We start from the raw sequence: 25,508 nt of genomic DNA, 5'->3' as shown, positions 1-25,508 counted from the left end.
TACATACATGGATGGATGTATTTTAGCGCCCTATTAACGTTATGTATTATCCCGGGCCCGCTATTCCATCCCGGCTCGCCTTATGTCTTTAAACCGGTTTTCAGGAGACCGCGCCATGCGCATTGATAACGTTCACCGGCCGATGGCTCGCAACGGCTTTTTGGTTGCAGGTTTGTCATGCCTGTTCATTCTGGCTGGTTGCAGTAACGACGACGCAGGCAGTCAGCAGGGCGGCGGTATGCCGCCAGCAGCCGTGGTGGTTGAGCGAGCCGTGGCCGAAAACATCAGTGTGCGCCAGGATTATGCCGGCCGCGCTCGGGGTGCCCGTGAGGTAGAAGTGCGGGCGCGGATTCAGGGTATTCTGGAAGAGCGTCTGTACGAAGAAGGCCAGATGGTACAGGAAGGCGACCCGCTGTTCCGAATCGATCGCAAGCCTGCGGAAGCGGCCTTGCAACGGGCCCAGGCTCAGCGCCAGGTGGCCGAGGCCGACCGGCGCCAGGCTGAACGGGAGTGGAACCGGATTTCATCACTGTTCCAGCGCAACGCGGTGAGTGAACGGGACCGGGATGCTGCCCAGTCCGCACTGGAGCTGGCCCAGGCCAATCTGGCGGTGGCCAATGCCGGCGTCGCCCAGGCGGAGCTGGACCTTGGTTATACCTCGGTAACCGCGCCGGTCAGCGGTGTCACCAGCCTGGAAGATTTTCCCGAAGGCAGTCTGATCAGCTCCGGTACCCTGCTGACCACGATTGTCCAGCTGGACCCGATCCATGTGCGCTTTGCCCTGCCTGAGAACGACGCCAACATTCGCCGGGCTGCCCGCGAGGGGATGCGCGGTGCCGGCGATCAGGAAGTGGCCGCCCGTCTGATACTGGCCGACGGCCAGGAATATGAGCTGGATGGGCAGATCGACTTTACCGCCTCCACGCTGGACCCGCGTACCGGTACAGTATCGGCCCGCGCGGTCTTTGGTAACCCGGAGAATGTGATCGTGCCCGGCCAGTTTGTACGGGTTCGGGTTGAGTTGCAGAGCTTCGAAGATGCCATCGCAATTCCGGAAAGAGCGGTGACTCAGGGGCCGAACGGGCCGGTGGTCTATGTGGTTGACGATGAGAGCACCGCAAAGGCACGTCGGGTAGAGCTTGGCCCGGTGAGTAGCGGTCGCCAGATCATTCTCAGCGGCCTGGAAGAAGGTGATCGTTACATCGTCAGCGGCCTGGTTAACCTGCGTGATGGCGCAACGGTAAACGTCACCAATACCGATGATGAGGGAGGCTCAGACTGATGCTGCGGACCTTCATCGACCGGCCGATCTTCGCATCGGTCGTTTCCATCATCATCACGCTTGGTGGTCTTCTGGCGCTAATCGGGCTGCCCGTAGAACAGTATCCAAACGTAGTTCCGCCCCAGGTGGTGGTGGACGGCCGGTTCCCGGGTGCCAGCGCGGACGTGATTTCGGATTCAGTGGTGGCGCCGCTGGAGCAGGAAATCAACGGCGTGGACAACATGATCTACCTGGAATCCAGCGCCACAGATTCCGGCAGCTTCCGGGTGACGGTCTCGTTTGAGATTGGCACCGATCCTGACCAGGCCACCATCAACGTCAACAACCGGGTACAGCAGGCGCTGGCTCGCCTGCCCCAGTCCGTCCGTAACCAGGGGTTGAAAGTGGAAGCCCGTTCCACCTCCATCCTGCAAGTGATTACCCTGTCTTCTCCGGATAACACCATGGATGTGGTGGAGATCTCCAACTATGCCTTGCTGAACGTGCTGGATGAGTTAGTGCGGTTGCCCGGTATTGGCGATGCATCCCTGTTCGGGGCCCAGGATTATTCCATGCGGGTGTGGCTGAGGCCGGACAAACTCGCCCAGTACGAGCTGACTCCCAACGATGTAGCCATTGCCTTGCGCGCCCAGAACGCCCAGTTTGCGGCGGGTCGGATCGGGGCGGAACCAGCGCCCGAAGGGCAGGCGTTCACCTTCAGCGTGTCAGCCCCGGGCCGGCTGACCAGCCCTGAAGAGTTCGGTGAGGTGATCCTGCGCAGTGATGATCAGGGTGCCTCCCTGCGCCTGAAAGACGTGGCCAGAATCGAGCTGGGCGCCCAGAACTACGACTTCGCAGCGGTCTACAATGGTGGTGCCACCGTGCCCATGGGGGTGTACCTGCAGCCCGGTGCCAATGCCCTGGACGCTGCTGATGCCGTGAACGCGGCCATGGAAGAAATTGCAGACCGCTTCCCGGAGGGCCTGGAATACAACGTGCCCTACGACACCACCCGGTTCATTGATATCTCGATCCAGGAGGTGATCTCCACCTTCATTGTGGCGGTGTTGCTGGTGGTGCTGGTGACCTTCCTGTTCCTGCAGCATTTCAACGCTACCCTGATACCGCTGATTGCCATCCCGGTGTCTCTGATTGGCACCTTTGCCGGCATGCAGGCACTGGGGTTCTCGGTCAACTTGCTGACCCTGTTCGGCTTGATACTGGCGATCGGGGTAGTGGTGGATAACGCCATCATCATCATGGAAAACGCCGAGCGCCTGATGAAAGAGCAGGGCTTGTCTTCCTACAATGCGGCGGTTCTGACCATTCAGCAGGTGTCCGGCGCGGTGGTGTCTTCCACTTTGGTATTGGTGGCGGTGTTTGCCCCGGTGGCCTTCCTGGGCGGGCTCAGCGGTGAGCTGTACCGACAGTTTGCGATAACCATCGCGGTGTCGGTGGTGATATCCGGCATCGTGGCGCTGACCCTGACACCGGCGATGTGTGCTTTGTTGCTCGGCCACGAAGGCAAACAGTTGGCAGTATTCCGCTGGTTTGACGCCGGCTTCGACAAACTCACTAACGGCTTCTCTGCCGTGGTGGACTGGTTGCTGCGCCATGCGGTGATTGGCGTGCTTCTGTTTGCCGCGATGCTTGGCGGCACCGCCTTCCTGCTGAACAAAATGCCCTCTGGCCTGGTGCCCCAGGAAGACCAGGGGTTTGTGCTAGCGGCCTACTCGCTGCCCCCCACCTCGGCCCTGAGCCGGACGGCGGACACTCGCGACCAGCTGGTTGAGCAGATGATGCAACTGCCGGAAGTGAAAGACGTGGTGTCCTTTGCCGGTTTCGACATCATCTCCAGCGCTCTGCGGACCAACAGTGGTGTGGCCTTCGTGACACTGGAAGACTGGGCAGAGCGGGAAGGCGAGGGCCAGAAGGCGGCCGACATCGCCAACAAGATCATGGGCATTGGCTTTGGGATGCCGGAAGCGTTTGTGATTGCTTTTACCCCGCCTCCGATTCAGGGCTTGTCCACCACCGGTGGTGTGGAAGGCTATATTCAGGCCCGTGGTGGCCGCACCCCGGCTGAGATCAAGACCATGGCAGACCAGTTCACCCAGGCCGCCAACGCGCGGCCGGAATTGCAGAATGTGCGGGTGACCCTGGATACCGGCATTCCCCGTTACAAGGCCAACGTGGATCGGGAAAAAGCCCAGGCTGCCGGGGTTCCGATTGACCAGATCTTCACCACCATGCAGAGCACCTTCGGTGGCCTGTACGTGAACGACTTTACCCTGCAGGGCCGTAACTGGCAGGTCAATCTTCAGTCAGAAGGTGAGTTCCGTAGCCATCCGGACGACCTGCGCCGGGTGTTTGTGCGCTCCAACTATGGTGAGATGATTCCGCTGAGTTCCCTGGTGGAACTGGAGCGGGTCAGCGGCCCCGATATCCTGAACAGGTTCAACGTGTATCCGGCCGCCAAACTGCTGGCAGACCCGTCGCCGGGCTTCACCACCGGTGACGCCCTGGCGGCCCTGCAGGCGGTGGCGTCGGAACAGTTTGATCGTAACACCCTGCTGGGCTGGACCGGTGAAGCCTACCAGCTGCAGGATTCTGCGGACTCCGGCACTCTTGCCTTCGGCATGGGCCTGTTGCTGGTATTCCTGATCCTGGCCGCCCAGTACGAACGCTGGGGCTTGCCGGTGGCGGTAGCGACCGCTGTGCCGTTCGGTGTCTTTGGTGCTGCTCTGGCATCGTTACTCCGTGGTTTCCCCAACGATATCTACTTCCAGGTGGGTTTGTTGGTGCTGATTGGCCTGGCTGCGAAGAACGCCATTCTGATTGTGGAATTTGCCGCTCAGAACCGGAAAAGTGGCATGAGTTCCTTTGATGCTGCCAGCACGGCTGCACGGCAGCGTTTCCGGGCGATTATGATGACAGCACTGACGTTCATCGTGGGCTCCATGCCGCTGGCGTTCAGTACCGGTGCGGGTGCGGTTTCCCGTCAGGAAATCGGTACCGTAGTGGTGGGCGGTATGCTGGCCGCCAGTACCCTGGCGCTGTTCTTCGTTCCCTTGTTCTACAAGCTGATCGAAGATCTGGCCGACTGGCGGCGTAACCGCAAGAAGGCTGCCTGAGGTGGCCTGATTTCTGTCACCTATCGTAATGATAGCTACTGAACCGCCGTGGGTTTTGCCCTCGGCGGTTTTTTCTTTGTTATTCTGTTTGGGTGCACGAATCAGTGATGGGGAGGGGCTTTCTGAAACACGCTGTGAATACATCCGTGTACGCTCTGCTCCGCCATCCATGGCTCCGCAAGGTTTCAGAAAGCCCCTCCCCACCACTGATCCCCAGACTGTGGGAGTGAAAAGCTCTGGAGTTAGACCAAATGGTTGCTGAAGACAACAAAATACAGGTCCTGGAAGATCTGGAACTGGCTCGGACTCGCACCAAACAGCTGATCTGCACGCTGTCGGAGCAGCAGCTCGATGTTCCCTACCATCCTGGCGTGAACCCGCCTCTCTGGGAAATGGGGCATTCTGCGTTCTTCTACGAGGTCTTCGTGTTCAACTTGCTGGATGGCTCGCCCAGTTATGATCCAGCTATGGATGACCTGTGGGATTCCTTCCATGTTGACCACAAAGATCGCTGGCGCCGGGATTTGTTTCCCGGCCGTGAGGAAACGCTCACGTACTTCAATGCCATTTACGATCGGGTTGCAGAGCGCATCAAGAGCCGTGAGTTGACCGAGCGGGAGCTGTATCTCTACCGCTACGCGATTTACCACCAGAACATGCACATCGAATCGCTGATCTGGTGCCGGCAGACGGTGGGGTATCCGGCGCCTTTGGATTTCAAGGGTGACCGGCCGGCACCGGGTGAGGCAGTAACCGGGGATGCGGAGATTCCGGCCGGGCGTTGGGTGATTGGTATGCCCGGCGAGTCTCAACACTACGCAACAGACGACTTTGCTTTCGATGCCGAGAAACCCCGCTTCGAGATTGAACTACCGGCGTTCGCCATCAGTCGTACGCTGGTGAGCAATCGGGAGTTTCAGGCGTTTGTGGACGATTGCGGTTACCAGCGGCCGGAGTTGTGGTCGTTCGGTGGCAGGAAATGGCTGGAGTCTGAGCAGGATGTCAGCCTGGTGTACGGTGTTACGGAACCCCTGATGCATGTACCCCGGCACCCGTTGTACTGGCGCTGGCATGACGGCCAGTGGCAAGAGCGGGTGTTCGACCAGTGGCTGGCCCTGGAGCCGGATGCGCCGGTTACCCATGTGACCTATTGGGAAGCGGAGGCGTACTGCAAGTGGGCGGGGCGTCGGTTGCCGTCGGAGTATGAATGGGAAGTGGCAGCGCTGGGCAACAAGCCCGGGGAACCGTTCCGCCGTTATCCCTGGGGCAGTGACGCCCCGGACAGTTCAAGGGCGGATTTGGACGGCCGCACCATGGCCCGGAATCCGGTGTTCGACTATCCCGCCGGGGACAGCCGGTCGGGTTGCCGGCAGATGATCGGTGCGGTGTGGGAGTGGACCACCAACGACTTCTTGCCCTATGACGGTTTCAAGGTGGACATGTACCCGTTTATGTCCACCTTGCAGTTTGCCACCCATAAGGTCACCAAGGGTGGCAGCTGTGCCACGTCATCCAACCTGATTCGAGGCACCTACCGGCAGGCTTACCTGCCGTTTCGCAGCGATGTGTTTACCGGGTTCCGGACCTGCGCTATTTGACCTTGTCGGCCAGGAATTCCCGGAATAGCCGGGCAGATTCTGCCGGTGTTTCAACCATGGGCGCATGGCCAATATCGTCCAGGAGCACTTTGCGTGCATTGGGGATGGCGTCAACGAACACATCGGCGTTGCGGTAGTCGATTACCCTGTCCAGCTTACCCCAGACCACCAGTACCGGAGCTTCGATCCGGGTAATGGCGTCGCGGAAGTCTGGCTCAAATCCGGTGTCGCGAATGGCGGCAAAGATAACCTCGTTCACTTCCCGGTTGGCGATGGCTTTTTCTTCCATCACATCAAAAATCGGCCAGGGTACGAAGGGGCGCTTTTCGAGAGCGAAGTCCAGAAGCTTGTCAAAATCACCTTTCTTCTTCGGGATCAGTGGGTTGTCACCATCCATGACCCGATCTACCAGTTCGCTTTCATACTCAAAGATACCGGCGGGATCGAACAGCACTGCAGTCTGAATCTGATCCGGGTGGGTGGCGGCGTAAAGTGCAGTGATCGCGCCGCCCATGGAGTTGCCCATCATGTGGAACTGTCTCACGCCCAGTTCGGCCAGGATCTGATTCAGGTAGTTCACCTGGTCTTCAAACCGGTAGCCGATGTCCAGAGGCTTGCTGCTGTCGCCATGGCCAGGCAGGTCGATGGCGTAGACGTTGAACTCGCCTTTGAACTCCTTGGCCAGCCGCGTCCAGTTATCTTTGTTGGCGCCGAATCCGTGTATCAGAACCAGCGTGTCACCCTCAACGGCTTCTTTACTGCGCAGGTAGGTAATGTCCAGCTCGCCAACCGTGACTTCCGCTGTCTCAAGGCCGGCGCTGGAACGCTCCCAGCCAATGGCGCTGTCGTAGATGCTCTGTTTGGAGCAGGCACTGATAAGAAGGGTGGCGATGAGCAGCAGGGCAAGATTGAGCGCGTTTCGGGGCACGGAGAACTCCTTTTCATTGTGGTCGTTGTGAACGCTAACACTACCCCAGAAAAAAGCCCGGTCAATGACCGGGCTGAAGTTTTCCTGAGTCAGGCTGGTCCGTCAGCCTTTTGTGTGGAGACTTCCATCAGAAATCGACGGTAACGCCCAGCGATGCGGTGCGCGGCAGGTTCGGCCGGGCGCCATCGGGTGAGCGAGCGATGATTTTCTGGGTATCGAACACGTTATCGAGCTTGGCAAAGACGCGGGCGCCTTCGGCAACGCGGTAGCTGCCGGAAAGATCAACTACAGTGAGAGACTCGGTCTTTCTGAAGGTGTTGTCGGTGCCGCTGCGATCGCAGGTGTTGTCGATACACATCTCGTCGACGTATGACACGTTCAGGTAGGCGTCCCACTGATTCCCGGCGCGCAGCCCGGTACGCAGGTTCAGGACGTTCTCTGGCAGGTAGACAAGGTTGTCGCCCTTCAGAACGTTACCGGAATCGCTGTCTTTGGTGACCTCGGCATCGGTGTAGGTCCAGGTGGCTTCAACCGGAACAGACAGGCCGTTGGTCAGAGCGAACTCGTAGCCTGCCAGGGCTTCAATGCCCTGAATGCGGGCTTCACCCTGACTGACCGAACCGAAGTCCTGGCCGCCAGCGCAAGGGGTAGCCACGGAGCAGTTCTGGACCGTGTTTTCATAGTCACTGTAGAAGCCGATCAGCTCGTAGCGACCAGCGCCGCGCTGAATCCGGGCGCCAAGCTCATAGTTGGTGCTGAGTTCAGGATCCACGTCGGTGCTACCTGCACCAGCCGGAGCCATACCCCGATGAACACCGGCCAGAAGTGTGACACCGCCATCCAGTTTGTAGGTTGCGCCCATGCCTGGCAGAAGTTCACCGGTGCTGTTTGAGGCACGATCCTGCACATCGGTGCGGGCTTCTTGCTGATAGCGTACACGACTGGTTTCGATATCTTCGTAACGCAGCAGTGCTGTGACGGTCAGGCGATCGTTGACCGTAATCCGGTCAGCGATATAAGTGCTCCAGGCTTCTGCTTTTTCAATGGCGTTGTTGCCGCCATTGATGCCGGTGCCCGAGGTGGTAGAAACATACTGCAGGACCGGACGGCCGTTCACGATAACTTGGTCGAAGGTATCTTCCGGCTGCAGGCGATCCACCTCGTCTTCGTGGTAGCGCAGGCCAAAGGCCAGGTCGTGACGCATTCCGCTCAGGTTGAGGCCCCAGTCCGCCACAAAGTCGATACCCTGGGATTCATATTCCCGGGCGTTGTTCTTGATCTTGATACCGGCGAGATCCGCCTCACCGCGAAGCTGCTGCTGGGCCAGGGCGTCACCACCATTGGCAGCATTGATCAGGGAGTTCAGCCCTGCCGCTTTGTACCAGTTGCGTTTGAATTCGTTGCGGTAGGCGGTGGTGGTCAGGGTTACATCGTTGTTGAAATCCACCAGGTGCCGGGCCATGAAACCGGTGCGCTGGGTATCCATGTTATCCCGCTCAGACGCGAAGTAGCGCTGGTCCGGGTTGGCATTGAAGTCCGCGTCGGTCAGGCCGAGGTAGGTTTCCAGGCTCAGCTCTTCGCTGTAATCCACTTTCAGGTCGAGCTGATGGTAGATGTCAGCGTCCGGGCGTGTGTTCAGGCGAAGCTTGGCGACATAATCCTGCTTGTCGAAGCCGGCTTCGCGGTCTGACTGGCGGATGTCCTTGAAGCCGTCACTTTCATGCTGGTGAGTTTCGATCAGCCATCCGGCCTGTTCGCTGTTGGCGCCATACCAGGCGTGGATGCGTTTGCCGTTATCTTCGGCAATTTCCGCCGTTACCCGACCGCCGGTCGTGGTCGGAATCGGCGTGGAGCGCAGGTTAATGGCGCCGCCAACGGTGGCCGGGCCGTAACGGAGCAGGTCTGGTCCTTTCAGCACTTCAACGCCGTTGATGCGGCCGAAGGACGGGAAGTAGTAGGCGGCCGGACCAGAGTAGGGAGCAGGGGCCATCAGCACGCCGTCTTCCATCAGGGTAACCTTGCCGGACCGGCCGGAACCGGAGCCGCGAATACCGATGTTAGGACGCAGGCCGTAGCCTTCCTCTTCAAGCAGATAAACACCAGGCACTTCCTTTACCACTCGGTGCACGTCCGTGTACTTCATGGTTTCCAGGTCTTCGTTTGTTACCACATGGGCTGAGCCCGGCAGGCTGGCGGCTGAGGTCTCATCCCCGATGATGACCAGCTCCTTCAGTGTGTGCTCCTGGGCAGCGGCAGGAAGGGAGGCGGCCATGATGGCGGCTACGATAAAACGGCGGGTAAATCGTTGTTGCATAATCGCATCCTGTGCAGGTGTCATTGAGTAAGGGTTGCAACTATACAAATGATAAGCGTTAACAACAAGTAATTATTATGATGTAGATTTGAGGTTCCTATTGGCTTTCGGCCATAAAAAACCCGGCGCGGGGCCGGGTTGGGACTCGCTAGCAGGCAGCTCTACCGTTCCCGGGCAATGGCCCGGTAGGCAATGTCGTTCCGATAGAACATGCCGTTCCAACTAATTTTCTTCGCCAGCTGGTAAGCCCGCTGCTGGGCCTCCGTCACGGTGTTGCCCAAAGCGGTGGCGCACAGAACCCGGCCACCGGCAGTCACCACGTTATCACCATCCAGCTTGGTACCGGCGTGGAAGACTTTCTCACCTTCTGTTTCACCTTCCGGCAGGCCGGAGATCACATCACCCTTGCTGTAGTCGGCAGGATAACCACCGGCCGCCAGCACAATGCCTACAGAGGCGCGGTCGTCCCACTCGGAGTCGCACTGGTCCAGTTTGCCATCTACGGCGGCCTGGCACAGTTCCACCAGGTCCGACTTCATGCGCAGCATGATCGGCTGGGTTTCCGGGTCACCGAAGCGACAGTTAAACTCGATCACCTTTGGTGCACCGTTGGTGTCGATCATCAGGCCGGCGTACAGGAAACCCTTGTAGGGGTGACCTTCCGCGGCCATGCCGTTGACGGTGGGGTAGATCACCTCGTCCATGATGCGTTTGTGCACATCGGCTGTAACCACCGGGGCCGGAGAGTAGGCACCCATGCCGCCGGTGTTGGGGCCGGTGTCGCCGTCGCCCACCCGCTTGTGATCCTGGGAGGTGGCCATGGCTAGCACGTTCTTGCCGTCGACCATCACGATGAACGAGGCTTCCTCGCCGTCCAGAAACTCTTCCACCACTACGCGGCTGCCGGCATCGCCAAAGGCGTTGCCTGCGAGCATGTCGCGGATGGCATCTTCGGCTTCGGCCAGGGTCATGGCGACAATCACGCCTTTACCGGCGGCCAGGCCGTCGGCTTTGACCACAATCGGTGCGCCTTTTTCACGTACATAGGCGAGGGCTTCGTCCACATCAGTGAAATTGGCGTAGTCGGCGGTCGGGATCTTCTGGCGGGCCAGGAAGTCCTTGGTGAAGGCCTTGGAGCCTTCCAGCTGGGCAGCACCGGCGCTGGGGCCGAAGATACGCAGGCCGCGGGCTTCAAACTTGTCCACCACGCCGGCTACCAGCGGGGCTTCCGGGCCGACGATGGTCAGGCCCACGCTATTCTGCTCGGCAAAATCCGCCAGGCCGTCCAGGTCCATCACGTCCAGATCGACGTTGTCCAGGTTTGGTTCCCGGGCGGTGCCGGCGTTACCGGGCGCTACGAAGACTTTGTCTGCCAGGGGGGATTGCGCGGCTTTCCAGGCCAGGGCGTGTTCGCGCCCGCCACTGCCAATAACCAGAATGTTCATGTGTTGCTCCTGAATTCTTTGATCAGTGACGGAAATGGCGCATGCCGGTGAAGACCATCGCGATGCCGTGTTCGTTGGCAGCGTCAATCACTTCCTGGTCGCGCATGGAGCCGCCCGGCTGGATGACAGCGGTAATGCCGGCCGCCGCAGCGGCGTCGATGCCGTCCCGGAAAGGGAAGAAAGCATCCGATGCCATGACGGACCCCTTCACTTCCAGGCCTTCGTCGGCGGCCTTGATGCCGGCAATCTTGGCGCTGTAAACGCGGCTCATCTGGCCTGCGCCCACGCCGATGGTGCGGCCGGCCTTGGCGTACACGATGGCGTTGGATTTCACGTACTTGGCCACTTCCCAGGCGAACAGCAGGTCGTTCAGTTCCTGCTCGGAGGGCTGGCGCTCGGTGACGACTTTCACGTCTTCCATGGCGACCATGCCCAGGTCACGGTCCTGCACCAGCAGGCCACCGGTCACGCGCTTGTAGTCCATGGTCTGGGCGCGCTCGCCGTCGAACTCACCACAGGCCAGCAGGCGTACATTCTTCTTGGCAGCGACAATCTCAACCGCTTCCGGCGCCACGCTCGGGGCGATGATGACTTCCACGAATTGGCGGTCAACGATGGCCTTGGCAGTGGCCGCGTCCAGTTCCCGGTTAAAGGCGATGATGCCGCCGAACGCCGAGGTAGGATCGGTGGCGAAGGCCAGGTCATAGGCCTGCAGAATATCGGTACCGATGGCCACGCCACAGGGGTTGGCGTGCTTGACGATGACGCAGGCCGGGTCGGCGAAGGGCTTGACGCACTCCAGGGCGGCGTCGGTGTCGGCCACGTTGTTGTAGCTCAGTTCCTTGCCCTGCAGCTGTTTGGCGGTGGCGATGCAGGCCTCCTTCGGGTTGCGTTCGGCATAGAAAGCAGCACGCTGGTGCGGGTTTTCACCGTAGCGCATATCCTGGACCTTCACGAACTGGGCGTTGAAGGTGCGGGGGAAATCGGCGTTGTCGTTGTCCGGGGTGCGGCCACCCAGGTAGTTGGCGATGGCACCGTCGTAACCGGCGGTGTGTTCGAAGGCCTTTACCGCCAGGTCGAAGCGTGTGTTGTAACTGAGCTGGCCATCGTTGTTGTCGAGCTCTTTCAGTACCCGGCTGTAGTCGGAAGCGTTGACTACGATGGCGACATCGTTGTGGTTCTTGGCCGCAGCACGGACCATGGTGGGGCCGCCGATGTCGATGTTCTCAATGGCGGTGGCCAGATCGCAGTCGGGGTTGGCTACGGTGTCTTCAAACGGATACAGGTTTACCACCACCATGTCGATGGGGTTAATGCCGTGCTCGCCCATGATCGCATCATCGGTGCCGCGACGGCCCAGAATGCCACCGTGGATCTTCGGGTGCAGGGTTTTTACCCGGCCGTCCATCATTTCCGGGAAACCGGTGTAGTCGGACACTTCAGTGACCGGTACGTTGTTTTCCTTGAGCAGGCGGAAGGTGCCGCCAGTGGAGAGCAGCTCAACGCCGCGTTCAGTCAGGGCACGGCCGAAGTCGACGATGCCGGTTTTATCACTCACGCTGATCAGGGCGCGACGGACGGGGGTGTTAGCCTGGTTTGCCATGGGTCACTTTCTTCGCTGTTCAGATAAGCCGGGGATAGCCTGGATATAAAGAACAAGGGCCTCGCGAACGCATCCGGGAGGCCCTTCAGGGACAAGTCTGATTATAGCAGACCGTACTGCTTGAGTTTCTTGCGCAGGGTGCCGCGATTCAGGCCGAGCATGGTCGAAGCCTTGGTCTGGTTGTTGCGGGTGTATTTCATCACCTGCTCCAGCAGCGGGGCTTCCACTTCCGACAACACCAGCTGGTAGACGTCGGAAACCGGCGCGCCATCCAGCTGCGCGAAGTAGTTCTTCAGGGCCACTTCCACGCTGTCACGCAGGGTGACGGTGTTGCCGCTGTTGTTTACCGTGTGCAACTGATGCAGATCATCGTTTGCCGGTGTGCTCAGGGTGTCGTTTGCCAAAGTCTCAGCGGTCATGCTGCGAATACCTCTCCATTTCGTAAGCCTGAAAAATACTGTTCGATGCTGTCTTTCTGCTCCAGCGCATCGTCGATGGCGTTGAAGCGTTTGCGGAACTGTTTGCTCTGGTCGTGGGACTGCAGGTACCAGCCCACGTGTTTTCTGGCGATTCGCACGCCCATTTTCTCGCCATAAAAGCCGTGCAGCTCTGCCAGGTGCTCTGACAGGATCTGCTCCACCTCATTCAGGGGTGGTTCTGGCAGGTGTTCACCGGTTTCCAGGTAGTGCAGGATCTCCCGGAAGATCCAGGGCCGCCCCTGTGCACCACGGCCGATCAGCAAACCATCTGCGCCGGTGTGCGTCAGCACTTGCCGGGCTTTCTCCGGCGTGGTGATGTCGCCGTTGGCAAAGACTGGAATGCCGACGCTGGCCTTCACCTCTGCGATGGTGTCGTATTCCGCGTCGCCGTTGTATTTGTCTGCACGGGTGCGACCGTGAACCGCGATGGCCTGGATGCCTGCGTCTTCGGCCATTCTTGCAATCACCGGCGCGTTCCGGTTGTCCTGATCCCAACCGGTGCGCATTTTCAGCGTGACCGGAATGTCCACGGCGCTGGCCACCGCTTCCAGAATAGCCCTGACCAGCTTTTCGTCTTTCATCAGGGCGGAGCCTGCCGCCTTGTTGCAGACCTTCTTTGCAGGGCAGCCCATGTTGATATCAATAATCTGGGCCCCGAAGGCGGCATTCTGCCGCGCCGCATCGGCCAGCATGTCCGGATCGCCACCGGCAATCTGAACAGACCGGGGTTCCGGTTCGCCCTGATGGTTCAGGCGAGTCTGGGATTTCCGCGTATGCCAGAGTTTGCTGTCTGCTATGACCATTTCTGATACTGCCAGGCCCGCTCCCATCCGCCGGCAAAGCTGCCGGAAGGGTCGATCGGTTACACCGGCCATGGGTGCAACTATCAATGGGTTGGGCAGGGTATACGGCCCGATTTTTGCCGTCGGCAGCATGATCTGAGTCCGTGTCACAGCGAGTTAAGCAAGATTCGGCCAGAAGCGGCTGGTTAAATTATGACCGCTTCAGTCTCCGAAGGGCGGTAATGATACCGCCGGAGGGGGTCTGATTGAAGGGGAAAAGTGCTGAAAAAATTGATTATTTTTCGTGCTTTTTGGTTGACTTTTGCGCTGTCAACTGCAGCTCCGGCCCCTCATCAGGGTGTCCAGGGCCGGAAGCTCAGGTTGTAATTGACCGCGTCGCGGCCCGGATCGCGGATGCTGATCGCAATCCGTACCGGAGTCTCAGAGGGCATGGCGCTGAGAGATTCCGCTTCACCGGCAAGATATTCCGCCGGTGTAAAGGTGCTTTGCGCAACCACATCGCCGTTGAGGTTGGAAAAGGTCAGGGCGATGGCCGGGAACGGCTGTTCGAAGGTGGCCCGGTTAATGATGACAGCGTCGACGATCAGCTGGGTGCGGTTGTCCGGGTCGGTCCGGACGACCAGTTTCCTGCTTTGGATGGCTTCTACGTTGATCAGCGGTTTCAGCTGGCAGCCCGCCAGTTCACAGCCTTTCTCGTAGAATGGTCGGAGCTGGGGAATGGCAGACAGCCGATCAAACTGGAACCAGGTTACCTGGGCAACCAGAGCGCCCAGTAGGGCCACAACGACGAGCGTCCACAGGGCGGTTCTCAGGCGAGTGCGGCCCTGGCCAACCGATACCGGGTCGCGGCGCAGGTCCCGATACAGGGTGTCGGGCGTTTGATCAGCCCTGCGTGCCGGTTCTTTCGGGGCCGCAGGCCGGTCGTCATCGGTTGCCGCAAGCGTAAGCTCTTCGGGAGCGGTTGCCGGGCTGGCTGACTTGCTTTTGCCTGGCGCTGGCGGCTCGGGTGTTTCTTCGCTGTCGGCGGCGTCAGGTGCCTCGGATGCTGGCGAATCCGGGGGTGTCAGCTGCAGATCCGGCTCAGGTTTGTTTTCCGGTTCTGGCGCTTGTGGTTCAGGTTCGGCCGGTGCTTTCGGCGCCCGAGCCGGTTGATCGTCCGCCAGCATGGCTTCCGCCCAGCTTTCGTCAACGTCCTGCTTTTCCGGGGTCAGGTCGTCATCGTGGTAGCCGGACTCTTCCGGTTCATCAAACGAGCGGAAACTGTCGCTCAGTTCGTCATCGGAAAACGTCAGCTTGCTGCCGGCATAACGGCCTTCTGTGGCATCTTCTTCCGGGTTGTCGGCAAAGATAAAGTCTTCTTCATCGTGCCCTGCGTGGGTGTCTGCGGGCGGAGGAGGGGTTTCCCCTGCTGCTTTGCCACCTGTGGCGGCTGGCGCAGCGCTGCCGGTGGATTTGACGACCTGGTGCTCAATGGCGTTGAAAACTTTCAGGCAGCTGCCACAACGGACTTTTCCCCCGGCGATACTGAGTTGTTCGTCAGTCACCCGGAAACGGGTTTCGCAATTAGGGCACTGAGTCTGCAGGCTGCTTTGGGTCATGCTTCGTTCCTGAAAGCTTGATCGCGGATAGATCGATTCTCGATCATTGATCTATCACTACATCGGTCACTACAAAGGAGGCAGTTTAGTCGTAAAGCCCGGGCTCGTCATCCGTCCTTGCGCCGTCCTGTGAGGCGTATCCAGTCTTCTTTCTGTTCCGGCTCGTCCATGGTGAACCAGGGCTCGTAGGCGTCCATCACCTCCCGGGCCTGATTGAACAGGATGCCGGACAATACCAGATCCCCGCCGGGCCTGGTCAGTTCCGCCAGTCTCGGAGCCAGGCCGATGAGCGGTTGGGCCAGGATATTGGCCAGCATAATGTCGGCTCGGGTGTTCGGATCCTTGCCGGGCAGGTAGAGATCCAGGCGGTTGTCTTCCACGCCGTTCCGACGGGCATTGTCCCGGCTGGCTTCCAGCGCTTGCGGATCGGTATCCACGCCAATCACGTGGTCCGCGCCGAGCAGCAGGGCGGCCAGGCCCAGAATGCCGGAGCCACAGCCGTAGTCCGTCACCTGCTTGCCCGCGACATCCTGGCCGTCGAGCCATTCCAGGCACAGGGCGGTGGTCGGGTGGGTGCCGGTGCCGAAGGCCAGGCCCGGGTCCAGCAGCAGGTTGGCCGCGTCCGGGTCTGGCGCCTCGTGCCAGCTGGGGACAATCCACAGGCGCTTACCAAACTGCAGGGGATGGAAATCGTCCATCCAGGCCCGTTCCCAGTCTTTGTCTTCTACCAGGGTAACGTCGATTTCGGGCAGGGACTGCTGGGTTTGCTGATGCCAGGCGTCGCGGATATCCGCCAACAGTTGCTCGGTGTTGCGGTCAGACTGGAACAGGCCGGTAACCGTGGTCTGGCTCCAAAGGGGTGTGGTGCCCGGGTCGGGCTCGTACAGGGGCTGGTCGGCTGCGTCTTCCATGGAAACGGCGTCTGCGCCCATTTCCATTAACAGGTCTTCCAGCTGATCCGCGGTGTCCGGATCAGCTGGAATCTGGAGTTGTATCCAGGGCATGGTTAATCCCGCATCAGTTTCTCAAGGTAGTGGATGGTGAAGTCTACCTGTTTAAAGCCACCATCGCGTACCAGTTTTCGATGCAGGGGTTGGTTGGTCTTGATGCCCTCGACCAGCATTTCGTCCAGCGCGTTCTTCATGCGCCGGCGGGCAATCTCCCGGTCGTCGCCCCAGGTGATCAGTTTGGCCACCAGGGAATCGTAGTACGGCGGTACCGTGTAGCCGCTGTACAGATGGGAGTCGACACGAATGCCATTGCCACCGGGAGCATGGAAATGTTTGACCTTGCCGGGGCTGGGCACGAAGGTTTGCGGGTCTTCGGCGTTGATCCGGCATTCGATGGCGTGGCCAGAGATGTGGATTTCGTCCTGGCTGTATTGCAGCGGCAGTCCGCTGGCAATGCGCAGCTGCTCACGGACGATATCAACACCGGTCACCATCTCGGAGACCGGGTGCTCAACCTGTACCCGGGTGTTCATCTCGATGAAATAGAACTCGCCGTCCTGGTACAGGAACTCAAAGGTGCCGGCACCCACGTAGCCGATTTCCTTACAGGCGTCGACGCAGGCCTTGAGCGTGCGTTCCCGGGATACCGGGTCAACATTCGGGGCCGGGGCTTCCTCGATGACCTTCTGGTTCCGGCGCTGCATGGAGCAGTCCCGGTCGCCCAAATGGATCACGTTGCCGTGCATGTCCGCCAGTACCTGAATCTCCACATGGCGTGGTGTTTCGAGGAATTTTTCCAGGTAAACGGTCGGATCGCCAAAAGCGTTCTTGGCTTCGCTCTGGGTGATTTGTACTGCCTTCAGCAATGCAGCCTCGGAATGCACCACCTGCATGCCACGACCACCACCACCGGAAGCGGCCTTGATCATTACCGGGTAGCCGATCTGGCGAGCCACCTGGAGGGTGCGCTCGTCGTCGTCCGTCAGCGGACCGTCAGAGCCGGGCACGGTGGGTACGCCGGCCTTCTTCATGGCTTCAATGGCGGATACCTTGTTGCCCATCAGGCGGATGGTTTCCGCTCTCGGTCCGATAAAGCGAAAGCCGCTTTTCTCGACCTGCTCAGCAAAGTCGGCGTTTTCAGCCAGGAAGCCGTAACCCGGGTGAATGCCTACGGAGTCCGTTACTTCTGCAGCGCTGATGATGGTCGGGATGTTCAGGTAGCTTTCCGTCGCGCTGTTGGGACCGATGCAGACGGTTTCGTCGGCGAGACGAACGTGCATAAGGTCGCGATCGACCTGTGAGTGCACGGCTACCGTCTTGATGCCCAGCTCTTTGCAGGCGCGGAGGATTCGCAGGGCGATTTCACCGCGGTTTGCGATCAGAACTTTTTCTAACATGGCCATGGTTAACAATCACCGAATTCAGGAAATGACGACCAGGGGCTGGTCAAACTCCACCGGCTGGCCATTCTCGACCAGGATTTCGGTGATGGTGCCGGCCTTGTCAGCCTCGATCTGGTTCATCATCTTCATGGCTTCCACAATGCAGATGACATCACCAACGTTTACCTTCTGGCCAACTTCGACAAACGCTGCAGCGCTCGGGGACGGTGAGCGGTAGAAGGTGCCCACCATCGGAGATTTCACTGCATGGCCATTGATGGCAGCTGGCGCAGAGGTTTGTTCAGCCGGCGCTGCCTCGGGTGCTGGGGTCGGTGCCGGAGCCTGGGGCGCGGGTGCTGAGTAGTGGCTCACGTAATGGCCGCCGGAGGCCTGTTCCCGACGGCGCGATATACGAACTGAATCGTCACCCTCGTGAATCTCCAGCTCCTCGACGTCTGACTCCTCGAGCAGTTCAATCAGTTTCTTGATTTTACGAATATCCATAACTGTTCCAGTCCCGTTGTCTCTGGTCTATCGGTGAATTCGTTGCAGTGCAGCCTGCAGGGCAAGGTCGTAGCCCTGGCTGCCCAGCCCGCAGATAACCCCTTCGGCGATATCTGAAAAATAGGAGTGATGGCGGAAAGGTTCCCGCGCATGCACATTTGATAAATGCACTTCTATAAACGGTATGCCGGAGGCCAGCATGGCGTCCCGCAGGGCGACACTGGTATGGGTAAAGGCGGCAGGATTGATAATGATAAAATCCACGCCCTCACCCCGGGCCTCATGTACCCGTTCAATCAATTCGTACTCTGCATTGGATTGCAAATGCAGCAGGTGGTGACCTTGCTCGGCCGCTTTCTGGTGCAAGCGGTCGTCAATATCGGCCAGTGTTTCATGGCCATAGACCTCGGGCTCCCGGGTGCCGAGCATGTTGAGGTTGGGGCCATGGAGCACAAGTATGGTCGACATGGTTCTGTCTGCCTTGGTGTTTTACAGGATCGCCGAAGATAACGGCACGTTACCTCAATGGTGCGTACTTGTTAGCCTCAGATCAACACTTTTTGACAATCTTGCCTGTCGTACATTGGTCTTAAAAAGGTTACACAGCAATCGCCGTGTACGCGATGACATTTCGTTGATGACAATCATTGTCGATGAAGGTGGGCCGTGTCGGTATTCGACATTGGTTTCATGCAGCGCCGACAAACCGGCGGGCACGAGGTGATGCCTGAGCGATACGTTCAGGTTCAGTACTTTTTGTGCCCAGTAGGCTTGGGTCTTAAGTCCCGGCCGATTGATGCGATAGTTGGCTGTCTGGCCCGGGAGTATGCTGCCAGACTGGGTGTTTCAAGGCATAGGGATTTCCAGGGAGGTATCGTGCGAGACACCGAGATCTGCCGTCAGTTACTTGAATTGAAAGAACCGTGGGTTGTGGACCGCATCAAAGTGGATGCGCAGCGTCGGGAGCTTCATGCCTACCTCAGAACCGGAAAGTCCTGGTTTGGTCGGCCGGCATTTGTACAGCCAAAATCGTGCTGGCGGCATGCCAACGTGGGCCCTTTGAAAACCTACATTCATGCCAGTTTGCCGGAGCAGGGCACAGAGTCGCCAGAGGCGGTACCGTTTCTTGGCCCTGCCGGTGATGACTATACGCATGGTCTGGCCCATAAGGTGATTGAGTGTCTGAATGCCGGGCTGGGGTATCGACAAGTGTGCAGGTTGCTAGACATTGACGTTTACCTTGCCTGGCAAATACGCCATGCCATCAGCGAAGGCGTGCATGGTACCGATCATGGCTTTGAAGGTGCTTTGGCTGAAAGTGCTTCGCCGGGTGCTGCCCGGCAGGTTATTCCGCCGACCGGTGATCCCGTATGGTTCAATTTATTGGCCTCTGACACACCGATGGATATTCGCCTTCTGAGTCTCAAGCTACTGCTGGCCCGGAGTCGGCAGGAGTTTTCGGGCCTGACCAGTCACGATGCGAAGATTCTCAGGGTGAACACGCTCAGACGATTTTTTATCAAGCACGAAAAACAGCTTGGTCATGAAATCGCCCAGTTGGCGACATTTCGAGAGAGCGCTGAGGGGATAGACTCGTGAGCAAAACCACGCAGGCGGGGATGATGACCCCAACGGAGGCAGCCGAGCTGATCAAGGCGGGAAGGGCTTTGGCCATTGCCGGTGATGAGGCGTTATTGGCCACTCTGCCTCGGGGTACCTGGGTGGGAGGGAGCACGCCATACTTCATGACTGGCGATGGTGGCCAGTGTTGCCGCGACAGGCTGTTTGTGCAAGATCTCGGTGACGGGGACGCCAGCGTGCACCACTACGACGAAATCACGCTGCGCAATGTTCTGGAAGATGCCCCTGAGAATGGCTATTCGATCATAATTTTGCCTGCCGGTAGTAAGGTGTTGGAAGCCTATGCGCACCATGCGCCGGAGTTTCCCGACATGTACCTGAAACCGATTGTAGGCTGGGTCTCTGGTGTGCATCTCGATGAGCTGGCTCAGGGTAAAGCGGTTGTTTTTGATGGTCGGAGCGGGGAGTGTTTCAGTGACCGGGCGGTGGTGCTCCATGTGCCTCTGGATGACAGCCTCTCCGCGGTTGTTCATATCGTCAATCTGTTTGAAGCAGGCACCGGCCCTGAGCTGACGTTCGAGGCAACGAGTCGTGCGGTAGGTCGGTGCCGTGTGGATGGCCAGCCTCACAACTTCGCCGATCTTGTGTTACGCGAAAGCGGTCAGCAGCAGCTGCCGTTGGTGGCGGACTACTGTGGCGCAATGGTCAACGTAAGCATTCAGTCCGTCGACGAGCAGGCCGGCGTGGTAAACCTTTATGCACCGGTCTTCGAGGGGGTGAGTTATCGTTTCGCGCGGCCGGTGGAAGACTACCCGACCGCGTTCCTCGCCGCCATGCCTGACCATGCCGGTAATCTGGTGTTTGGCTGTAACTGTATCCTCAACTACCTATACTCGGAGCTGGAAGGTCGGACCACCGCGGAGCTGACGGGGCCGATTACCTTCGGTGAGGTGGCCTATCAGCTGCTGAATCAGACAGCGGTATTTCTGACTGTGGAGCCCGCTGCCTGATGTCCGGGATTTAGTCCTCTGCAGTGGTAACGCAGTTGCGCCCATGCTCCTTGGACGTGTAAAGCGCCCGGTCTGCGCGCTCGCACAGGGACTGGGCGCTGTCACCCTGCCAAGCGGAGATGCCGCAACTGAAGGTGACGTTAAATTCCCGGTCGCCGGCCGGCTGTACCAGCTCGGAGAAGCGCTCGCGGATTTCATTCAACACGTTGCGGGCGTCACCGGGCCGTGTGTTGGGCAGAATGATCGCAAATTCCTCACCACCATAACGACCGATGTGATCGGATTTTCGCAGTCGCTGCTTGAGAAACATCGACAGGCTTCGCAGCACCCGGTCGCCAATGGGATGGCCAAAGGTGTCGTTTACCTTTTTGAAGTAATCGATGTCGAGCATAGCGAAACACAGGGATTGGTCTTTCTGCCGGGCCCGCACGATTTCCTGCTCCAGCAGATGCAGGGTATGGGTGTGGTTATACAGTCCGGTGAGGCTGTCGCGAATCATCAGTGCCAGCAATGACCGGGCCCGGCGGCCACGGTTGTGCAGGGTGGCAATCAGGTGCTTGGGGTCGATGGGCTTGGTCAGGAAGTCGTCGCCCCCCAGGCTCATGGCGTGCAGCTGCTTGCTGACGTCTTCTTCCGCGGACAGGTAAATGATGGGAACGCTGTGGAAGCGATCCTGCTGACGGATCACCCGGGCGATCTCCATACCAGTGCAGCCGGGCATGTACATGTCCAGAATGATGATTTCCGGCGAAAACTCTTCCAGGGCGTGAATAATCTGCATCGGATCGGTGATGATGTGGGCGGTCATGCCCGCCTTCTTCAGCACCGTTTCCATGTATTTGGCCTGGGCCCGGGAGTCATCCAGAACCAGCACCTTGTAGGGCTCGACCGTATTGCCGTGGGTGTAGGTTTCGATCTTTTCGATCAGCTGGCCGGGGTCCACCGCCGGGTAGAAAAACTCCTCGCCGCCACACCGGGATGCTCGCAGGCGGGTTTCAATGCTGCCGTCTTCATCGCTCATGAAGATGATCGGTATGGGCGTGTCGTGCTGCTCCTGTAGCTGCTCCACAGTGGCAATACCACTGTTGGTGTCGCCGCCAAAGTTGACATCCATGAGGATGGTTTCCGGCTTGCTCAGGGCGCAGGCTTCAATCAGGTCAGAGGCACTGCTGAACGCGGAGGCCCGGAACCCGAAAAATTCCAGCTGGCGGATCAGGCGGGCGGCCATTTCACCGTTGGACAGCGCAATGTAAACCGGTGTGCGTCGGTATTGCTGGGGCGTGTCGGAGGTTTCCTGGTCGGTACGGCGTTGGGTGCAATGGCGCAGAGTCTCGGTGGCATCTTCCAGTTGTCGTGCCTGGTCATCCTCAAGGGGGGAGCTCTGGTGCCAGTGCTCAAGCAGTCCCAGGATGTGCTCCGCAGCGGCGGCATGGCTATCCATTTCGAACCGTTTGGCATAGCGGACCAGCTTGTCCGTTGCCGAGACCAGCTCATCGCGGTAAACCGCGGCTTGATCCCTGTCTTCGCGAATCTTCTGCCAGGTATCCAGAACCACCCTGGCCTGGGTGGTCACACGGCGGGCGAAATGCTGCCTGAGTTTTTCTTTCTGGCTTTCGTCGTTCATTGTGCTCCGGCCTGTCTGTTTTCATTTTTTGATGGTCCGATCCGGCAGGACTAACTTTTTAACCTTAGTCCTTTTGCAGAGTCTATAGTGTTTAATGTTGTCGGCGTAGGTTGCGCTATGTAAATGTTTGTCAACTCTGCGGTACAGGTCACAGACACTCATCAAACCAATTATCGGACCGGAGCCCCAGCAGCTATGGCGGGGATGCTTGGAAAGAGAGATCAGCAGCACGGCGTGATTACGCTTCAGGGGCTATTACTGGTGTTTACCGGTGGCTTGCTGGTGCTCATTCTCACGGCGGCGTTCATCACCAGTTTCGGCTATTTTCGGGGCTACGTAGCCGATCAGCTCGGTGACCATGCCCGGGACGGCGCCACGGCCACGGGCTTATCCTTGTCGAACGCCATTGATGGCTCAGATCCGGTGGCCGCTGCGTCGCTGATTGATGCCGTGTTCGACAGCGGCCGGTACTTGTCCGTGGAATACCTTGATCACAGTGACAGCCTGATTGCGGGCAGAAGAAAGCCGCTTCAGGGTACTGCCGCTCCTGGCTGGTTTATCCGTTTGACCTCCCTGCCGCGGCCAATGGCTGAGGCCGAAGTCGTGCGTGGCTGGAGCCGTCTGGGCAAGGTTCGTGTGGTCAGTCATCCGGGCCGGGCTTACGACGACCTCTGGCGCATTACCGTGGGCCTGTTGGTGGGCGTGCTGGCCATCGGCGGTGCCGGTTTGGTCGTCCTGCACCTGTTGCTGGGGCGAATACTCAGCCCGCTGAAAGCGTTGGAAGCTCAGGCCAGGGCTTTGGGGCAGCGGGATTTTCGGAAACGGGTCGACATCAAGTCAACCCGGGAACTGAACCAGGTTACCGAAGCCATGAATCAGATGGCGGATGACCTCGGCCAGTTGTTTGAGGGGCAAGGCAAGCTGATCCAGCATTTGCGCAAGGTGAATAACGAAGATCCCGTGACCGGCCTGGCCAGTCGGAGTGCCTTTGATCAGCGACTGCGGGCTGAACTTGAATCCGAGGAAAAGGCTGCCCCGGGCGTGTTGATTATGATCCAGCTCGGCTTTTTCGTTGACTACAACAGGGCCTATGGCCGCAGCGAGGGCGACCTGCTCCTGAAGCAGATTGCAGGCTGTCTGCAGCGCTTTGTTAAGCGGCACACTGAATCTTTCGCCGGGCGCAGGACCGGGGCCGAATTCGCGGTTTTCCTGCCCGGCGCATCCGCGGCAGATGTCCGGGTATGGGCGGAAGAACTGGTGGCGGAACTTGACGGGCTTTATGCGGATCATGCCGCACCGATGGATACCATCGTGCATGCGGGGCTTGCTGTGACGGCCGAAGGGCTGGGTAGCCGGGACCTGCTGGCAGCTGCCGATGAGGCCTTGGTGGCGGCCCAGCAGCGGGATGAATCCTGCTGCTGGCTGTCCGAAACCGGCCTGGAGAACCACCACAACATGGAAACCTGGCGGGTGATCATCAGCCAGGCGATACGTGACCGCAGTTTGTCGCTGTGGTTACAGCCCATGGTGCAGGGCGGTGAACAGTCGGTGGTTCACTATCAGGTGTTTTCCCGTATCAACAGTCCTGAAGGGGTTCTCAAGGCAGGTTTGTTTGTACCTGTGGCCGAGCGCCTTGGGCTAATCAAGGACATTGACCGGCTGCTGATCGAGCGGGTTCTGGAGCGCTTGGCGAGCCATCCAGGGGAGCGCCTGGCGGTATCCCTGGGGAGTGCGTCTGTTGCTGACCCGGAGTTCCGGAGTGATTTGCTGGCGAGTCTTGGGCAGGCAGGGCCTCTGGTTAGTCGTCTTTGGGTTGGTGTGGCCGAGCAGACCATTCACCATCACCGCAAGGATGTCAGCACACTGGTTCGAGAGCTCGTCCGGCTCGGGGTGCCGGTTCTGGTGGATCGTTTCGGGGTGGGGGGCGTGCCGTTCAGCTACCTGAAGAATCTGCCGTTCCGGGCCATGCGTATCGATAACAGCTTCATCCATAACCTGGACAGCCATGATGAAAATCGTTTCTGGCTGGAGTCCGTGCTGGCCATTGCGCGCAGCCGGGGCGTGAAGGTTTTTGCGACAGGAGTGGAAACGGCAGCAGAATACTCGGTACTGTGTAAACTGGGTATTGATGGAGCCATGGGATACCATCTTGGCAGGCCATTTGCCGCTGATTGACAACTGACGGGAGACTTGCAGCCTTATGCCGGGCAAAATCACACAGTACTTCAGGGACAAGAAAGACGATATGCAGGATTACACCGGAGGCAACGGTGTCATTGGCAAGTTTGTTCTGGCGATCCTGTTGGTATATCTGCTTGTAACCACCATTCTTGGTATGTACTGGAGCAGTGAGCCAGATACCTTTTCTGTGCGAGAGCACACCCGTGCTCTCGCCAGTGACATGGGCCGGGAGCCGGTGACCGGTTTTGCCACCACGGCCACGATGATCAAGATTGCCGAAACCTTGCTGGACAAACCCGGTGGCTACATTTCCAACGATATCTTCCCACCCGGGTTGTGGATGGACAACATGCCCAACTGGGAGTTTGGTGTGCTGGTGCAGTTGCGGGATCTGTCCAGAGCTATGCGTAAGGACATCAGCCGCTCCCAGAGCCAGTCTGCTGAAGACGCGGACCTGATCATCGCCGAACCGCAGTTTCATTTTGACAGCGGTAGCTGGGCCATTCCCTCCACAGAGCGGGAGTACCGCCGGGGCATCAATGCGCTGAAACGGTACCTGGACCGGCTGTCTCACCCGGAGCAGCCTAACGCCCAGTTCTTTGCCCGTGCTGACAACCTCAATAACTGGCTGGCCGACCTTGAAACCCGGTTGGGCAGCCTGTCACGAACGCTCAGCGAGAGTGTTGGGAAAGCCTCGGTTTCGGAAGCCCTGGCTAACCTGAACCCGGATGATCCGCTGGCGGAAGACACCGGTGGTGATGACGTGAAAACGCCCTGGACCAAGATTGATGACGTGTTCTATGAGGCACGGGGCAGCGCCTGGGCATTGCTGCACATCTTCAAGGCCATTGAGGTGGATTTCCGCAAGGTGTTGCAGGACAAGAATGCCATGGCCAGCGTGAAGCAGATCATTATTGAGCTTGAGGGCACGCAACAGCCCATGTGGAGCCCGGTGATTCTGAACGGCAGCGGCTTCGGGGTGCTGGCGAATCACTCACTCACCATGGCGGCCTATCTGTCGCGGGCGAACGCGGCCATCAGTGATATGCGGGATCTGCTGTCCAGGGGCTAAGAGTCCGGATCTTGCGCACAAAAAAGCCGGGCAGTCGTGAT

At 59.0% G+C, this 25,508-nt stretch carries 19 protein-coding genes; 7 read left to right on the top strand and 12 right to left on the bottom strand.

Annotated features, from left to right (window positions below):
• The first annotated feature begins 115 nt into the window (after positions 1–115).
• The 3 genes from QUE75_RS17290 to senA all read left to right on the top strand — a co-directional run bounded on the left by QUE75_RS17290 (position 116) and on the right by senA (position 5,993).
• Entirely contained in the window at positions 116–1,282 is a 1,167-nt protein-coding gene (locus tag QUE75_RS17290; RefSeq protein WP_061330732.1) for an efflux RND transporter periplasmic adaptor subunit, read from the top strand.
• Positions 1,282–4,395 carry an efflux RND transporter permease subunit gene (locus QUE75_RS17285; protein ID WP_286252016.1) on the top strand — a complete coding sequence of 1,038 codons (3,114 nt, stop codon included), beginning with the start codon at positions 1,282–1,284 and terminating at the stop codon, positions 4,393–4,395. The genes QUE75_RS17290 and QUE75_RS17285 overlap by 1 nt, the downstream gene beginning before the upstream one ends.
• 251 nt (positions 4,396–4,646) lie before the next feature.
• Complete coding sequence (gene senA / locus QUE75_RS17280) at positions 4,647–5,993, top strand: selenoneine synthase SenA (protein ID WP_286252013.1); 1,347 nt, start codon at positions 4,647–4,649, stop codon at positions 5,991–5,993.
• Here the strand turns inward: senA and QUE75_RS17275 are convergent.
• From QUE75_RS17275 to aroQ, 11 genes are all read right to left on the bottom strand, one after another.
• On the bottom strand, positions 5,986–6,921 hold the full coding sequence (locus tag QUE75_RS17275; protein WP_286252012.1) for an alpha/beta fold hydrolase: 936 nt from the start codon (positions 6,919–6,921) through the stop codon (positions 5,986–5,988). The two genes, senA and QUE75_RS17275, sit on opposite strands and share 8 nt — an antisense overlap.
• Before the next feature lie 127 nt (positions 6,922–7,048).
• Positions 7,049–9,235 carry a TonB-dependent receptor family protein gene (locus QUE75_RS17270; protein ID WP_286252011.1) on the bottom strand — a complete coding sequence of 729 codons (2,187 nt, stop codon included), beginning with the start codon at positions 9,233–9,235 and terminating at the stop codon, positions 7,049–7,051.
• A gap of 161 nt (positions 9,236–9,396) precedes the next feature.
• Positions 9,397–10,680: a phosphoribosylamine--glycine ligase gene (gene purD, locus QUE75_RS17265; protein WP_286252009.1), complete on the bottom strand. Its 1,284-nt coding sequence runs from the start codon at positions 10,678–10,680 to the stop codon at positions 9,397–9,399.
• A 22-nt stretch (positions 10,681–10,702) separates the two neighbouring features.
• Positions 10,703–12,283 carry a bifunctional phosphoribosylaminoimidazolecarboxamide formyltransferase/IMP cyclohydrolase gene (purH, locus tag QUE75_RS17260; RefSeq protein ID WP_061330726.1) on the bottom strand — a complete coding sequence of 527 codons (1,581 nt, stop codon included), beginning with the start codon at positions 12,281–12,283 and terminating at the stop codon, positions 10,703–10,705.
• Between the two features lie 101 nt (positions 12,284–12,384).
• Positions 12,385–12,702 (bottom strand): DNA-binding transcriptional regulator Fis, encoded by a 318-nt coding sequence (gene fis / locus QUE75_RS17255; protein ID WP_058092452.1) that lies wholly within the window; start codon positions 12,700–12,702, stop codon positions 12,385–12,387.
• Positions 12,699–13,697, bottom strand: a complete 999-nt coding sequence (gene dusB, locus QUE75_RS17250; protein ID WP_138435836.1) for a tRNA dihydrouridine synthase DusB — start codon at positions 13,695–13,697, stop codon at positions 12,699–12,701. Before dusB ends, fis begins: the two co-directional genes overlap by 4 nt.
• A 200-nt stretch (positions 13,698–13,897) precedes the next feature.
• The gene (locus QUE75_RS17245; protein ID WP_286252002.1) at positions 13,898–15,163 is read right to left on the bottom strand and encodes a DUF3426 domain-containing protein; all 1,266 of its coding nucleotides are present in this window, start codon (positions 15,161–15,163) and stop codon (positions 13,898–13,900) included.
• 107 nt (positions 15,164–15,270) lie between these two features.
• Positions 15,271–16,167, bottom strand: coding sequence for a 50S ribosomal protein L11 methyltransferase (gene prmA, locus QUE75_RS17240; RefSeq protein ID WP_061330723.1), 897 nt, complete (start codon positions 16,165–16,167; stop codon positions 15,271–15,273).
• Positions 16,168–16,169: 2 nt separating this feature from the next.
• The gene (accC, locus tag QUE75_RS17235) at positions 16,170–17,516 is read right to left on the bottom strand and encodes an acetyl-CoA carboxylase biotin carboxylase subunit (RefSeq protein WP_058092456.1); all 1,347 of its coding nucleotides are present in this window, start codon (positions 17,514–17,516) and stop codon (positions 16,170–16,172) included.
• An 18-nt stretch (positions 17,517–17,534) separates the two neighbouring features.
• Positions 17,535–17,999 carry an acetyl-CoA carboxylase biotin carboxyl carrier protein gene (gene accB, locus QUE75_RS17230; protein WP_106693879.1) on the bottom strand — a complete coding sequence of 155 codons (465 nt, stop codon included), beginning with the start codon at positions 17,997–17,999 and terminating at the stop codon, positions 17,535–17,537.
• A gap of 27 nt (positions 18,000–18,026) precedes the next feature.
• Positions 18,027–18,467, bottom strand: coding sequence for a type II 3-dehydroquinate dehydratase (aroQ, locus tag QUE75_RS17225; protein WP_286251998.1), 441 nt, complete (start codon positions 18,465–18,467; stop codon positions 18,027–18,029).
• 198 nt (positions 18,468–18,665) lie between these two features.
• Between aroQ and QUE75_RS17220 the strand changes: the two genes are divergently transcribed.
• Both QUE75_RS17220 and QUE75_RS17215 read left to right on the top strand, forming a co-directional pair.
• Positions 18,666–19,598 carry a hypothetical protein gene (locus QUE75_RS17220; RefSeq protein ID WP_286251996.1) on the top strand — a complete coding sequence of 311 codons (933 nt, stop codon included), beginning with the start codon at positions 18,666–18,668 and terminating at the stop codon, positions 19,596–19,598.
• Complete coding sequence (locus QUE75_RS17215; RefSeq protein ID WP_223808045.1) at positions 19,595–20,590, top strand: DUF6976 family protein; 996 nt, start codon at positions 19,595–19,597, stop codon at positions 20,588–20,590. Before QUE75_RS17220 ends, QUE75_RS17215 begins: the two co-directional genes overlap by 4 nt.
• Before the next feature lie 10 nt (positions 20,591–20,600).
• On the opposite strand, the gene QUE75_RS17210 is transcribed toward QUE75_RS17215, so the two are convergent.
• Positions 20,601–22,214, bottom strand: a complete 1,614-nt coding sequence (locus tag QUE75_RS17210; protein ID WP_286251992.1) for a diguanylate cyclase — start codon at positions 22,212–22,214, stop codon at positions 20,601–20,603.
• Positions 22,215–22,409: 195 nt separating this feature from the next.
• Here QUE75_RS17210 and QUE75_RS17205 point away from each other — a divergent pair, with 195 nt between their 5' ends.
• Both QUE75_RS17205 and QUE75_RS17200 read left to right on the top strand, forming a co-directional pair.
• Positions 22,410–24,389: an EAL domain-containing protein gene (locus QUE75_RS17205; RefSeq protein WP_061330719.1), complete on the top strand. Its 1,980-nt coding sequence runs from the start codon at positions 22,410–22,412 to the stop codon at positions 24,387–24,389.
• A 25-nt stretch (positions 24,390–24,414) separates the two neighbouring features.
• Positions 24,415–25,467: a DUF2333 family protein gene (locus tag QUE75_RS17200; protein WP_061330718.1), complete on the top strand. Its 1,053-nt coding sequence runs from the start codon at positions 24,415–24,417 to the stop codon at positions 25,465–25,467.
• Positions 25,468–25,508 lie beyond the last annotated feature (41 nt).

This window comes from Marinobacter shengliensis (genome assembly GCF_030297115.1).
Taxonomy (GTDB): domain Bacteria; phylum Pseudomonadota; class Gammaproteobacteria; order Pseudomonadales; family Oleiphilaceae; genus Marinobacter; species Marinobacter shengliensis.
Note: the sequence above shows the minus strand (reverse complement) of the source record. Positions and strands in the feature narration are given on the sequence as shown.